We start from the raw sequence: 15,132 nt of genomic DNA, 5'->3' as shown, positions 1-15,132 counted from the left end.
TGTTGAAATTGATGTGAAAAATGTCTTTTTTACAATTATTATAGTCCAATACCAGTGTATTCAGGCAATTTAGTATCATGATGTTTATAAATTTCATTACAATACTTAAATTGAGGTACAAAGAACCACGTTATTATCATTCAACCAATATCTTGCTTTAATGACCGCTCCATATGTGTAAATATACATTTACGTTCCTGTGCTGTTTACTATGCCTCGCTAAAACCGGCTGGACCCAAACCGGACACCTCAACTTTACTTCGCTTACCGCTAAAGACGGATTGGTATCCAATGGGGTGAATGCCATCACGAAAGACCATTATGGTTTGATGTGGTTTGCTACCGATGATGGTTTAAATAAATTTGACGGTACACACTTTACTGTTTACCGGCACCATCCGGATGACGCTTCCAGCCTGAGAGCCAATGAGATACTGGCACTCCATGAAGACGAAGCCGGCAACCTCTGGATAGGCACCAGCGGCGGTGGTCTTAGCTTATACGACCGTAAAAAGGACGCCTTCGTTCACTTCCCCCTGCACGCAGATGCCCCCCAATTGCCACCAAACGCGGTAATACTGGATATCTCCAGCGATACGTCCGGTAACATATGGATCGCACAGTTCGAACATTTATTTAAGCTAACACCTGGCAGCCGCCATATTTCCCAAATTAACCTGATAGCAGGAGAAGAAAACCAGGAGACAAAGCTTACCCCCCGCTGCCTTTTTATTGACCGCAAACAACAAATCTGGATTGGTACGGCTCATGGCCTGTACCGATATGCGCCCTCCACCGGTGCCATAAAACGAATAGCCAACAACAAAACCGGGTGTACAGCCCAGGATAACGAGATCAAGGCAATTACAGGCGACAGTGACGGGCAGATCTGGATAGGCACCGCTACAGGATTGTATACGCTGCAACCCAATGGCGCCAGCATGGCCCCATATCATGCTATCCCGCTCCTGCACAATAAATTAATCAACTGCATCAGGCCAGACAAAGACCACCAGCTATGGATTGGCACCGAAGAAGGGCTTATGGTGCTAAATACCCGGACAAGCACCGTTGATCATTATCTTCCCTCCGATGAAAACATCTATAGTCTAACCAATCAATCCATAAGATGTATCTATAACGACCAACAGGGTATTTATTGGCTAGGCACTTTCAGAGGTGGGATCAATAAATATGACAGGAATCTGCACCTCTTTAATTTCAAACCGGGTAGCGCCTTCCATGAAAATAGCCGTCAGTCGTCCATTGTCACCGCCTTTGCGGAAAACAGCGAAGGCAACGTTTTTGTGGCCACTGATGGCGGAGGTATGTTTGAATTCAACCGCCAAACGGGGAAAGTCCATCCCATTGACATCCCGCTTCCGGTAACGGGCAATAAAGTGGCCATTATGGCACTCCAGTACACCCACGACAAAAAATTATACATAGGCACTTATGCATTGGGTTTGCTCATCATAAACGGTGTTACCCGCAGCTATAAATACCTTACAAAAGTTGCAGGGAGAGAGCATCCCGGCGCCAATGATATTTTTTGCATAAAGGAAGACAGTAAAGGCTACGTTTGGGTTGGCACCAACGGAGAAGGGCTGAACGTCCTCAAAAATGAGCAGATTGTTACCAGGCATACACCTCATCCGGACCCCGCAAAGCCCAACGAGAAAAAGCTGCCGTTTAACGGATATATCAGGGCTATTGAGGAAGATACAGCAGGCAATATCTGGATTGGCACCCATGGAGGCGGCGTCGGCGTTTATCATCCGGGTACCGGTCAGTGGAAGATCTATACCCAGAGCAACAGCCTGTTGCCCAGTGATAAAGTGCAAACATTGCTTTGCGACAGTAAAGGCCGTATGTGGGCAGGCACTTTTGGCGGCCTGAGTTTTTTTGATAAAACACAACAGCGGTTTGTCAATTTCTCCGAAAAAGACGGCCTGCAAAACGTGACTATTTATAAAATCCTGGAAGATAACAGTGGTATCATCTGGCTAAGTACCAATATGGGCATCAGCAGTTTTCATGTTGAATCCAGAAAGTTCAGAAACTATACGCGCTATAACGGCGTCCAAAATAACAACTTCGTTCATAACTCCGGGATACGCTTGTCTGACGGAGACCTGATGTTCGGCGGGCTGGAGGGCATTAATTACTTTACGCCCTCTGATCTTACCCTCAATAAACATGCTCCGCGTGTGCTGCTCACGGATTTAAAGGTGTCCAACAAATCGATACTTCCTGATGAGGATGGCCCCATCACAGCACATATCGCTGTAGCCGACAACATCCGCCTGGCCTACAAACAAAACTTTGTCCTCAGTTTTGTGGCACTCAACTACACGCTTCCCACAGAAAACCATTACGCCTACAAACTCGATGGATTTGATAAAGACTGGAACTATACCGGCACTGCCAACAGTGCAGCCTATACGAACCTTGATCCCGGAGAATATACCTTCCATGTCAAAGCCGCTAACAACGATGGAATCTGGAGCAGCCGGGACACCACAATAAAAATCCACGTCCGCCCGCCTTTTTGGCGTACTATTTATGCATACGTCTTATATGGTTGTGCCATTTGCCTGCTATTGCTATATAGCCGTTACCTAGGGATTAAGCGGATAAGGAAAAAATTTGTGCTGGAACAGGAAAGGATGGAAGTAAAAAGACTGCAGGACATCGACCGGCTTAAAATTAAATTCCTCACCAACCTCAGTCACGATTTCAGGACGCCCATTTCACTGATCATGGGCCCCGTGGAACAGCTCATTAGCGGAGAAAAAGCCGGCCCACGCCTCGACAGGCTAAACATGATCAAAAGAAACTCCAGGCGGTTGCTTAACCTGGTCAACCAATTACTGGATTTCAGGAGAATGGAAGAACATGAACTGAAACTACAGCCGACAGCAGGAGACTTTGTAGCTTTTGTGAGAGAGGTCACAGACTCTTTCCGCGATTTTGCTGAAAGGAAAAACATACAATTTAGCTTTATCAGTGCCCCGGTAGTACTCAATGTTCTATTTGACCATGATAAAACAGAACGTATTCTTTTCAATTTGCTTTCCAATGCCTTTAAGTTTACTTCAGAAAAAGGCGCGGTCACCGTAACGCTACAGCTGTTGAAAAAAGAGGAAGTTACCTGCCGGCAATGGGTCCAAATAACAGTAAAAGATACCGGCATCGGCATCCCCAAAGATAAAAAAGACCGGATCTTCGAACATTTCTTTCAGACGAATACCGTTTCCTCCATATTAAATCAGGGAATCGGTATAGGCTTATCTATTACGAAAGAATTTGTAACAATACATGGCGGTACAATTGAAGTAGACAGCGAACCGGGACAGGGCGCAACTTTTATCATAGAACTACCATTAAAGGCTGCGGCAGAAAGTCCGGTAAAACAGGAGCCATCTGAGGTATCCGTTCCTGAAGTAATGCTGCAGGAACAGGAAGCAGCCACATCAGAGGCCAGCGAGGAATCGCCGGATAACCAGGAAAAGTCTGTTGTGCTCATCGTGGAAGACAATGACGATTTCAGGTTCTATCTTAAAGATAACCTTTGCAGGAGCTACAAAATAATAGAAGCCAATAATGGAAAAGACGGCTGGCAAAAAGCCTTGTTACAGCATCCGCATCTGATTGTCAGCGATATCACCATGCCGCAAATGGATGGTATCAGCTTATTGCAGAAGTTAAAGTCGGATAAAAGAACCAATCATATCCCCGTCATATTGCTCACCGCACTCACCCATGAGGTCCAACAGATCGCAGGACTGGCAACAGGCGCCAATGACTATATCACCAAACCATTTAACTTCGAAATACTCCATGCCAAGATCAGAAACCTCCTGCATCTTAACTACACCCTGAAAAAAACGTATACTAAACAAATAAAATTACTATCGCCTGAAATTGAGAAGGTATCGGCGGAAGAAAAGCTCATGGTGCGTATCGCGGCCCACCTGGAAGAAAACCTGACAGATTCCCAACTTTCGGTGGAGAGCCTGAGCAAAGAATTAGGAATGAGCCGGAGTTCGCTATACAATAAATTATTGGATCTAACCGGTCAGACCCCGGTAGAATATATCCGGTCTTACCGGCTGGAAAAAGCAGCCATGCTGATGAAAAAAAGTGATCTGACCATTGCTGAAATTGCCTACCAGGTAGGCTTTTCCACGCCTAACTATTTCGCCAAATCATTCAAGGCAAAATACAATCTGTTGCCTTCCGAATTTATGGCAAAGATGCAAAGAGATGAAGCTCTTGAGTAATGATACGGTAAAAACAAGCCCCTGCTTACCATGGGGCTGTTTTGGGGCATTGGCGTCAATGCGGACAGGCGAAATGAAAAATTATTTACTCACAGGCGTAAATGTCTCCATGGTGACAGACCGGTCCCTGAGTACCAGCGTGTCCGATGAAGACACCTGCATGCCGGGCAGGGTAACCCGGTATGTGAGGTAAAGCGCATCACGATCTTTGTTTCCCCAGCTGTTTTTCTCTCCCCTCTTTACAAATTGTCCATCCCCGGCAGCACTGATATTGACAGTTGCTGAAGAAACTGTACATTTTCCGCCATCATGAAAGGTGAGCAGCAACGTACAGTTGATGTTATTGCCGTCTTTGTCTTTGTATACTACCGGAAACTCCAGTTCTTTCATGGACCTCGTACTTAGCATATTTACCTCATCTTTCTCCACATACTCCCTATGCCGTATGATGGTTTGATGTACGCTTCCTGACACTACATCTTTCCCCCTGCGCAAGTAGTTACCATGCCAGGTATTCACGTATTTGACGGCATACAGGATAAAATCCTTGCCGCTCAGGACAGAATCTGCGCCCGACTTACCGGTTATACGTAACGGAATAACATAGGTATTCTTAATTGCCTTTGGATCATTAAAAAAGGTGTCGGCCAACTGCACTTCCACGCCACCGGCCAGACTCCCCCTGGGGATTATAATTTTGTTGTCTGCCAGTGAATAATACTTGGCGGGCATTGGCAGAATTTCATCTTTTCCGGCGCCAAACAGCAACCCGTTTCCCAACAGGGAATTATCTACTGCAATACCGATGCTCACGTCGTTTTTACTGTAATAAACACCCCCTGTGGCCGCCATAATTTTACATTTTCGCTGGTTGTCCAGTTCTGTGCTAAAGATATCTTCTCCAAACGTAATGGTGCGTACAGGGTATTGATAAGCGAAGTATACCGTTTGATAGGGATAGTCGGGAAACGTTACGTTTTTGTTACATGCTGCGAGCAGCAGTAATATCACGGGCATTAAAAACTTTTTCATCTTTGCTGTTTTCAAAAAATCAATTAAAAATGATCGCCTGACCTGCTTTTCATTAGCGCCAGCCTTTGTTTTGTTCCAGCGCGCCAAACTTCAGTATTTCTCCATAAGGTATGGGACCATAAACCATGAAAGGCCGGAACTGCCGGGGCTCCACATTTATCACCGCGGGAACGTTATTTTTTATGCTCACCCCCCTGGCTGTTTCACCAAGATTAACTTTCCAGCGGCGCAGGTCCCAAAAGCGAAACCCTTCAAAGCACAATTCTATTCTCCGCTCGTTCCTGATCAGGTCTCTCATCCGGTCTTTACTGCCTTTTGCTTCTTCGAGCCAGGTATCGCCATTGGTAGTGCCCACACCAGCTCTTTTACGGATTGCCCTGATCACGTCATAGGCGGAGAATCCATACCTGCCGGCTCCTAATGGCCCCCAGGCTTCATTGGCCGCCTCTGCGTAGTTGAGAAAAATTTCTGTATACCGGATATGTGGTTTGTAGTGCCGCTGGTTGTTGGTGGAATTAGGATTCAGGTTCACATCCTGCCGCAATAGTTTGCGGAGATAATAACCGGTCCTGGTGGATGTTTCCACTATGTTGATCCCATCATTTGTACCACCGTCTGCGGCAGTACTGATGACTGTATTATTCGGGCCGGCGGTACCACCATTCACTAAAATGAACATGCGCAACCGCGGGTCCCTGTTGGCGTATGGGTTTGTTGCATCATAACCGCTACCGGCATTGGTAACAGGCAGACCGTTAGCCATAGGGAAAGCGTCTACCAGGTTTTGTGTTGGATTGATGCGTCCGTTACCAAACAATCCCGGTGGATAATTAGCCTGCTCCAGGTCGCGGTTATCGCCGTAATTGTTCCTCCAGAGTATTTCAGCGGGGTTGGCGCCATCAGCGAGACCGGCAATTTCACTGGCATTGGCGTACCAGGTAAGGCCATTGGGAGCCAAAGCGCTTACGCCTCCTTTCAGATAAAGTACTTCTGCCGCGTAGTCGGCCGCATCGGCCCAGCTATTAGTGTTACCTGTATTAAAAGCCGGGCTGGCAGCCAGTAATGCGGCCTTTGACCGGATAGCCTTTGCTATCCGCCCCGTGAAAAATCCCCGGAAAGCGGAGCCAAAAGCGCGGTCATACTGCTCTTTGGTAATAGTGCCGTACTTAGCAGGAATGAATGCGGCACTTGTAATATTTTCGTAATCCAGCGGAAGCAAATCATCCGCCATCGACAGGTCACTGTAAATTTGCTTCATACAAGCTTCAAAAGTGGCCCTGGGTGTATTGAAATCAGCATTAGGCCCCTGCACTGCGGTAATAAGGGGCACCCCCAGCACAATACCGCTTTCAGACACGCCGGCGTGGGCCTGCAGCAGATAATAATAGAAAAGGGCGCGCAAACCGGCGGCCTCCCCTTTTATCCGCATGGCAAATAATTTACTTACTACAGGATCCGACACCCAACGTACTGTGTCCACGTCCCGCAATACAATGTTAAGGTACTGGATAGCCGCATATGCATTGGTCCACTGGCTCAACGGATTGTTATTGGCCGTCCACTGCCCGTTCGCTATTTTCAGGAAACCATTACCCTGGTCATTGGTCACCGCGTCATCGGTGGCTACATCATTAAATGACCAGGAATTGGTGGGTATCCGGTTATAGCCGTTGAGCAATACGCCAAATGGCAGTGCAGCGTCATTGGGAGGATATTTATTTGAATCCAGGTCCCGGATATTTTCAATTTCCGGCAACAGCAGATCTTTGCAACCAGCCACCATTAATAGACAGGCCAGCAAAATAACAATATTTGTTTTCATAAAACGGGAACTTAATTATGCGAATAAAAGATTAAAAGGAACCCTTTATACCCAGATTATACAGGCGTGTCTGCGGAGCGCTGCCTACATTCATTTCGAGCACTTTTCGTTCTGCCGATATCGTTAACAGGTTAAAAGCACTGACGTATACTCCCATTTCCTTTACCACTTTCTTCTTACCCAGCAAACCGCTCATATCATAAGAAATCTGTACTTTCTCCAGGCCTATGCGATTGGTTTTATACAACCAGAAATCTGAATTACGGAAATTATTGTCGCTGGAGAGCGTAGTCAGACGGGGATATTTGGCGGATTCCGGGGTCTCCGGTGTCCATCGGTCTCTTACGATAGCAGAATATTTGTTTTCTCCTGCAACCCAAAACCAGGAATTATTCTTCATACTGTATGCACCAAAGCGGCCCACACCCAGTGCCATAAAGGAGAAATTCCTCCACCTGGCGCCCAGATTTATGCCCAGCGTAAGCGGAGAACCAGACCAGCCGGCACGGCCCAGGTACACTTCATCACGGGCATCAATGACGCCGTCCCCATTTTGGTCTTTATATTTGATATCACCCGGTTTTACCTGGCCAAAAGCCTGGGCAGGAGAATTTTTAATATCATTCTCATCACGGAAAAACCCCAGGTTTTTTAATCCCCATATAGCATCCAGCGGTTTTCCCTGGCGGCGCTGATAATCGTCAGCATATAATTCTGCGCGTTTCGTGGCTATACTTTTGTAATAACTGCCTACCAGGCCAATGGAATAACTGACCTCCCTCAACTTATTATGGAAACTGAGGTTGAAGTCAAAGCCCACCCGCTTATCATCATTATAATTGATATAGGGTATGAAAGAGGATAACGGGAACCCGGTGGCAAAGTAGGAAGGATAAAGTACATCCGGCTGTATAATGTTGCCGGTGATTTTATTGATAAAAAAATTACCGTTCAGTTTTATTAACTGATGAAAGAAAGAACCATCCAGGCCGATGCTGAATTCTTCTCTCTTAGGGAAACGCAGATCAGGGTTAGCTCCCCGGCGCGACTCGGTGGCCTGCACACCGGTACCGTCTTTCCAGCCAAACCAGCTCCCCTGGGTTGTATAGGCCCCCTGGTACAGATAGTAGGATAAAATATCCAGGTCAGTGTGCAACACCCCTGCGGAAGCAGTCAAACGAAGATTATCGATCACTGATATGCTCCGCAGGAAGGGTGCATTACTGATTCGCCAGCCGAGCGACACGGTCGGGGAAAAAGCACTCCGGTTTCCTTCCGGCAGTTTCGCACTATGGACCATAGCACTGCTCATATCAACGTAATAGGTATTGTTGAAATCATAGCCCAGTTGCAAACCCAGGTTAGCATTACTGGTGCGGTGATAAACGGCAGATTCGGACTGCTGAAAACCATTTACCAGCAAAACAGCAGAGAGATGATGCTTACCGCCGATAGTATTCAGATAATTGAACTGACCCGTGGCAGCGATAGTTTGACGGTACCAGCTGTTGCTCACGTTCTGTACGCCGGACGTCGCATCCTGTCCATATTGGGTAAGGCTGCTGATGACATCCATACCGGAAGACCTGTTCCACGCTGGCGCATATACGGCGTAACTATTATTATAGGCAAGGTTATAGGAGGTATTATAATCCACGGCAAATGTAGCGTGGAAGGAAAGACCTTTCAGCAAATTCCTGAGGTCTGCATTCACACCGGTATTAAACAGGAATTGCCGGCTTATATACCGATTGTTGCCACCGGCATAGATAGCGGCAAAAGGGTTGGTCTGGTCCAGCTGCGTGCCGCCCAGCAAATACTTCCCGTCAATAATATGGTTACTGTTTTTCACCAGTACATTGGATGCCTCATCATCCTGCCGTAGCATGTCTATGGGAATAAGCGGCGCAAAACGATAAGGGCGCAAGGTGGCCGCACTGCTCCAATAATCGGTATTTACGCCTCTTCCGGTATAAAAGATGGCGCCGGCATCTATGTTACAGGAAATATAATCATTCAGGTCGACGTTTACGTTACCGCGCAGATTGAGGCGGTCCGATTTTCCATTTTGGCGAGCCTCCCCAAAATTAAGCAACGATCCGGAAGTCTGATAACCGATATTGGTATAATAGCGGGCCTTATTATTTCCACCGGATATCTCCGCCGTTACATCGTAACGGCTAAAGAACTTTCTGAGGTATTCATCTGAATAATAATCTACGTCGGGGTACCTGTATTTATTTTTGCCGGAGGCATATCCGTCAATAGTTTCAGGGGTATACAGGTCTGCAAGCCCGTCATTGCGGCGTGCTTCATTGTAGAGCGTCATATACTCGGCTGATCCCAGGTATTCGGGGTATCCTTTAGGGACCGTGATTCCCCCATTTGCTCTCACAGCTATCCGCTGATTACCGGGTTTTCCTCTTTTGGTAGTAATATATATCACGCCTTTCGCGGCCCGGCTGCCATATAACGCTACTGCATTTACCCCTTTGAGAAAAGAAACCTGGTCTATTTCTGCGGGCAATACATTAGTGGCATCGCGGGGCACTCCGTCGATCAGGAGCAGGTAAGTTCCCATCCCCCACATACTATTGCCATTAAACCCATTGGCCCAGCACTCCATATTTTCGAGGCTGTAGTTCATATAGTTTTGTGTCATTTGTGATGCTACGTCCACCACTGAAATACCACCTGGCAGTTCATTTCTATTCACGCTGCGGAATGCTGCCTGCGCAGTATTGCTGTCAGGAACATTTGAGATAACGGTGCCTGTAGTATCCTGTGCCTGTGCCAGCTGCACGAGGCCTGTCAATACAATAGCGGTTATGAATGCTTTCATCTGGTACATGAATTTTTGTAATTAGCGGAAACGATACAAGCAGGAGCTGCGCATTTTACCAACCGGGGTTTTGTTGAAACTCCAGATACATATTTACATCGGCATTTTTCAGCGGCAGCCAATAGTGTTTCTCTGAATACCTCCGCTCCAGGATCACGGCTTCACGTAAGTTGAGCACCTTATTATTCCTCGGATCGGCCGTACTGAATGTTGGCGACCGATCAAAATTCACTGATTTTTTCAGGGTATACGGTCGCTGTATCAGCAACAGCCATCTTCTCAGATCATTAAAGCGATGGCCTTCAAATGAGAGTTCCACTGCCCGTTCGCGCCGGACTTCGCTCATAAATTCGTCCAGCGTGGCGGTAAAGCGTACAGCCACATGTCCTGCTCCCGCCCTGTCGCGGATCGTATTGATGGCGTCTAATGCCGTTTTGTTATAAGTTCCGGACTTTCCCGCGGCAGAACCATACCCTTCAGCTGCCGCTTCTGCATACATCAGATACACGTCTGACAGGCGCATGTAGGGCAGATGGATATTGAGCGCCTTATCATAACTCCAGCCGTTATCAAATCTATTGGCAGTCATGGGTACAAACTTGCGGAGCAAATAACCGGACCGGCTGGCGCTGCTGACATCGCGGTAACTGCCACCGGTGTAAAGGTTCGCATAGCGGTTGTTTTCATCCGTGGTGGCGCCTTGCACACATTTCACACCGTCGAACACGATATCATTATAAAAACGGGGGTCCCTGCCCTTCCAGGGGTATGCCGGGTCGTAACCCGATTCCGGATCTGCCTGTGTGATGTCTTTAATGGGTAGCCCGTTAGCCATGCCATAGTAGTCTACATAGTTGGCAGTTGGCGCAAAGGTGATGGTTTCCCCTGTCAGCAAAGCGGAGCCATACTGTTTGGCGGTGCCATAGGTAGAACCATGGGCGCCGTAGTAAGGGCCGCGGAAAATAGCCTCCGTGCCTCCCGGCATTAACCAGTTCTGGCCCACGCTATAGAAATTAGTATAATACTTTGAAAAATCCACGAGGCTATAAGGCGCGTCGCCCGACTCACAGCGTTGCAATAGTTCACCAAAGGCCTCTGCCGCCTTCCGGCAATAGGTTGCGTTATATGTTTTACTGCCGGTAGATACATAGTTCATCAGGGGACTTCCTGCCCACAGATAATTTTTGCCCAGGTAACCCAGCGCCATGATCTTATTAATGCGCAACTGATTTTTTCCCAGCGTCCTTTTACCGGCGGTCGTATTATCCCAGTTCACCGGCAATAGTTTTGCCGCCTCAGCGAAATCGGCGGCTGCTCTATCTGCACATTCACTGTATTTGAGCCGGGGCAGTGTTAACTTCTGATCGCCCGGAAGTACTTTATCTATATAAGGCAGGCCACCGAAATACTGAATGAACATAAAATGAAACCATCCCCGGAAAAACAACAACTGGCCTTTGATCAGGTCTTTTTCTTCCTGGGTGGCATCGGTGAGATTATGGAGGTTTTCGAGGCCCATGTTGGCTTTACGAATACCATACCAGCCCAGCTTCCACAGTGATTTTGCAAAGCGGTCGTCATTCGTGCTGGTATTGTTCCGGTCCATCCAACCTGCCTGCCAGCCGTCAAACTGCGACTGCCAACCCCAAAAATCACCGTTATCTATTTTTATAATGAAGTGAAAATCGCGCGAGGTCGATTGGATTTCGTCTTCGCCCCAGTTCCAGGAATTTGTCCAATAGGCGTTGGTAAAATCCGGTATACAATGATAGAGTTCTTCCGTATACCCCTGGAAACCGATGAAGGTTTTAAAGGCATTATCTGCCGATACGACAGATTGAGGTTCCCTGTCGAGGAACTTTGTACAGGATGCCAGGCCAAGAAGGACAGTTAAACCAAAGGTGGCCCATAACAGCTTTATATATTTATTCACAACGGTCATGTTTAGAAGGTTAAATTGGCGCCGAGATTATAACGTTTTACAGTAGGATATGCTCCTTGCGATGCCCAACCGGTGCCGGCAAAGTTCGACTCGCGGTCATCCGGCATTTTGCTCCAGGCCGCCAGGTTATTACCATTGAGATATACTCTCAGCGATTCAAGCCCCGTTCGTTTGATAAACCCTGTATTAAACGTATAGGCAATTTCAGCGTTCTTTAATCGCACGTAGGAACCATCAAACATATATTGCGTCCCCCGGTAATAATCTGCCGGTGTTGACAACCAGCGGGGCATTGGCACGTCTGCACCGGTGTTGTTCTTTGACCAGTAAGTACCTTCATTATAGACAGTGTGTCCCTGGGACGACAGGCTGTTAAAAACCACCTGGCGGGTGACATTGTTGGCAGCATAGAATTGCACAAAGACACTCAACCCTTTCCAGTCTGCGCCCAAAGTGGCGTTATAGGTATTGGCAGGCCAACCGCTATGCCCGTAAGGGATATTATCCCGTGCATCAATCACCCCATCGCCATTGTAGTCCACGAGATAGTAGTTTCCCGGCAACTTCTGATTATCGTTGGTATTATGCATAGTGCTCCCGTACAACTCATCCCACGTGTTATAAAATCCCTGGCTCACGTAAGAATAAGCCTGACCGATCTGCATGCCTTCTGATTTTTGATAAGCCGGCAGCAATGCAGGGTTATCCGCCTCGATGACTTTATTTTTTGTATGGGTCATATTCAGATCGGCCCAAACACGGGTTTGTTTGGATGCCTGGTAGTTGAAATGCAGTTCCAGTTCATATCCCTGGGAGTTTACCCTGCCCAGATTAGCCACCGGTGGCGTGGCGCCGTAATAGGAAGGTACAGAAGAACGGTTGGCCAATAATATTTTAGAGCGTTTATCCTGGAAGAAATCAGCCTTACCTTTTATAAATCCGTTAAATAATTCAAAGTCGGTACCCACATTGATTTTTTCCGCCTGCTCCCATTGCACATTGGGATTACCGACAGTAGCCTCCCGGTACCAGTTGTACGGGCTTCGCTCAGCGCCTTCACCAGAGGTACCCAGCCGTGCCTGACCTCCATATGCCCAGTCAGTAAGGTATAAGAAACGCCCCGCCACGTTATCAAAACCTGTTTGCCCGTAAGAAGCACGGACCTTCAACAGGTCCAGGAACGGGATGTTCCTCATAAATTTCTCATTGGATACGATCCAGTTCACGCCACCGGATGAGAAAAAGGCAAAGCGGTACCTGGGCGCAAATTTCTCGGAGCCATTATAGGCGCCATTGTATTCAAATGTATACTTGTCGTTGTAGGTATAAGTGGTGCGGAATACCCAGTCTTCCCGGTACGAGGGTATCATGCTGCCATAAGCTGTAACATTACGATTCAGCAGCCCCATGGCAGTTACGTTATGTTTTTTCGCAATTGTCCTGGCATAATTCAGCTGCAACTGGTAGAATAACCTGCGCTGGTTATCGGTCACAGCACCGGCCGCGGGCGACCATTTTGCCCCTTCCTGGAAATCGAAATTAGTAACGCCGTCGAAGGCGCTTCTGTAAAACACATTTCCTGTAGCCGGATCAATCCATTTCCGTTGCACATCATTATAAAGATCATTTACGCCTCTGTTACTTTCCACAAAAGTATTATCCATAGAAAGCGTGCCGTTAAACTTCAGTCCACGGAGGAGCATATCGAGACTTTGTTCAACAGTAAAATCGGTGGTAATGCGGGTAGTGGTCTGATATTGAATACCGCCCACTGCCAGGCTTCTCGCCGAATTCTCCGCCCTTCCTTCATTAGGTGCATAATATCCCCAGGAGCCGTCGGCATATACCGGCAGGAATACGTCCGGCGCAGTGGTATAGGCATCAATCCACGATCCGTACTGATTTCCTGAAAACCCCCACGGGCTTTTCCTTACGCCATATGAGCCGGCAAGATTTACTTTAAAGAGTGTGGAAGGCGTTAATTGGAAATCCAGGTTGGACCGGACATTGAGGCGGTTAAAGCCGAAACCGGGTTTATATCCGCGCCTGTTATCATAAATTTTGAAAAGATCGCCTTCATGCAGAAAATCCGCACTGGTGAAGTATTTGACAAAATGTGTTCCGCCGCTGATATTCACATTGGCATTTTGTGACATCGCGTAATTTCTGAATAAGGTCTTCGCCCAGTCTACATTCGGATAACGTTCTGCTTCTTCCAGGTTAGCCGGATACCGGTACTTATCCAAAATAGCCTGAGGGTAATAGTTGTTCCAGCTTTCGGGCTTTAATGCCAGCTCGTACTCGATCGCTTCATTGACGGTACGCAGGGCGTTATAGGAATCTACCTTGCCGGGCAGTTTAGAAGGAGCTTTCAGCGTTGTGTTGATCGTTGCACGGATAGCTGCCTTACCTGTTTTTCCTCGTTTGGTAGTAATAAGGATAACGCCGTTGGCGCCCCGTGAACCAAATACAGCGGTTGCCGAAGCATCTTTCAATACTGTTACGGTTTCTACAGAGCCAATATCCACGCTGTTCATAGGACGTTCCACCCCATCCACCAGTATCAGTGGGTTGCTGTTATTCCAGGTACTGAGGCCGCGGACAATCAGCTGAGGATCTTCCTCACCGGGCAGGCCGGTACTTTGGGCGGTAATCAACCCGGGCACATTTCCGGTGAGGGCAGCACCGATATTTGATACGCCGCCCGCCCGTTCGAGCACCTTGCCGGAGGTTTGCGAGACAGCAGCGACTACACTGGCCTGCTTCTGACGGCCATACCCCACCACTACCACATCTTCCAGACCAACCACCTTGCCTTTCATGGTAACAGTTATTTCCGGTCGGTTTTGGATATTTACTTCCTGGGTGACTTTTCCTATGTAACTAAAAACGAGCACTTGTTTGCCAGAAGGAACATGAATAAGAAACTTACCATCACCGTCAGTACTGGTACTGACCTTCGTTTCCTTTACCAGTATCGTTGTACCCGGGATGGGCGTCTTTTTATCATCCAGTACTACTCCCCGGACCACACCTGCATCCTGGGCCTGTAATGGTGAATAGCAGGGTACAGCCAACAGCGTTAGCGCCGTCACTGCCAGCCATTTCCATGACATCTGCGAAAGAATCATTTTAAACATGGAATTCAGAATATTTAATGTTAGGGCAATACGGGTCCTGACAGCCGGTAAAAGGCCGTCACGCCGGG

Annotated in this window: 6 protein-coding genes; 1 reads left to right on the top strand and 5 read right to left on the bottom strand. The window is 47.6% G+C overall.

Translation table 11 applies throughout. The features are described 5' to 3' along the window. The first annotated feature begins 173 nt into the window (after window positions 1-173). Window positions 174-4,286: a hybrid sensor histidine kinase/response regulator transcription factor gene (locus B5D63_RS24755; protein ID WP_078671556.1), complete on the top strand. Its 4,113-nt coding sequence runs from the start codon at window positions 174-176 to the stop codon at window positions 4,284-4,286. Between the two features lie 81 nt (window positions 4,287-4,367). On the opposite strand, the gene B5D63_RS24750 is transcribed toward B5D63_RS24755, so the two are convergent. The 5 genes from B5D63_RS24750 to B5D63_RS24730 are packed head-to-tail and all read right to left on the bottom strand — an operon-like array spanning window position 4,368 to window position 15,064. After that, entirely contained in the window at window positions 4,368-5,318 is a 951-nt protein-coding gene (locus B5D63_RS24750) for a DUF5627 domain-containing protein (protein ID WP_078671555.1), read from the bottom strand. Window positions 5,319-5,370: 52 nt separating this feature from the next. Beyond that, on the bottom strand, window positions 5,371-7,140 hold the full coding sequence (locus B5D63_RS24745; RefSeq protein WP_078671554.1) for a RagB/SusD family nutrient uptake outer membrane protein: 1,770 nt from the start codon (window positions 7,138-7,140) through the stop codon (window positions 5,371-5,373). 31 nt (window positions 7,141-7,171) lie between these two features. Further along, window positions 7,172-9,982: a SusC/RagA family TonB-linked outer membrane protein gene (locus tag B5D63_RS24740; RefSeq protein ID WP_078671815.1), complete on the bottom strand. Its 2,811-nt coding sequence runs from the start codon at window positions 9,980-9,982 to the stop codon at window positions 7,172-7,174. Window positions 9,983-10,037: 55 nt separating this feature from the next. After that, a complete protein-coding gene (locus B5D63_RS24735; protein ID WP_200817095.1) occupies window positions 10,038-11,915 on the bottom strand; it encodes a RagB/SusD family nutrient uptake outer membrane protein in 1,878 nt (625 codons plus the stop codon). Window positions 11,916-11,926: 11 nt separating this feature from the next. Continuing rightward, entirely contained in the window at window positions 11,927-15,064 is a 3,138-nt protein-coding gene (locus B5D63_RS24730; protein WP_200817094.1) for a SusC/RagA family TonB-linked outer membrane protein, read from the bottom strand. Between the last annotated feature and the right edge of the window lie 68 nt (window positions 15,065-15,132).

The sequence above is a fragment of the Chitinophaga eiseniae genome (assembly GCF_900167135.1).
Classification (GTDB): Bacteria; Bacteroidota; Bacteroidia; order Chitinophagales; family Chitinophagaceae; genus Chitinophaga; species Chitinophaga eiseniae.
The sequence above is the reverse complement of the archived record's forward strand: the minus strand, read 5'-3'. Positions and strand labels throughout refer to the sequence as shown.

Excerpts from the sequence above, each read along its gene's own strand:
- B5D63_RS24730 (WP_200817094.1), bottom strand. The coding sequence starts at position 15,064 with ATGTTTAAAATGATTCTTTCGCAGATGTCATGGAAATGGCTGGCAGTG.
- B5D63_RS24755 (WP_078671556.1), top strand. The coding sequence starts at position 174 with ATGTGTAAATATACATTTACGTTCCTGTGCTGTTTACTATGCCTCGCT.
- B5D63_RS24745 (WP_078671554.1), bottom strand. The coding sequence starts at position 7,140 with ATGAAAACAAATATTGTTATTTTGCTGGCCTGTCTATTAATGGTGGCT.
- B5D63_RS24750 (WP_078671555.1), bottom strand. The coding sequence starts at position 5,318 with ATGAAAAAGTTTTTAATGCCCGTGATATTACTGCTGCTCGCAGCATGT.
- B5D63_RS24740 (WP_078671815.1), bottom strand. The coding sequence starts at position 9,982 with ATGAAAGCATTCATAACCGCTATTGTATTGACAGGCCTCGTGCAGCTG.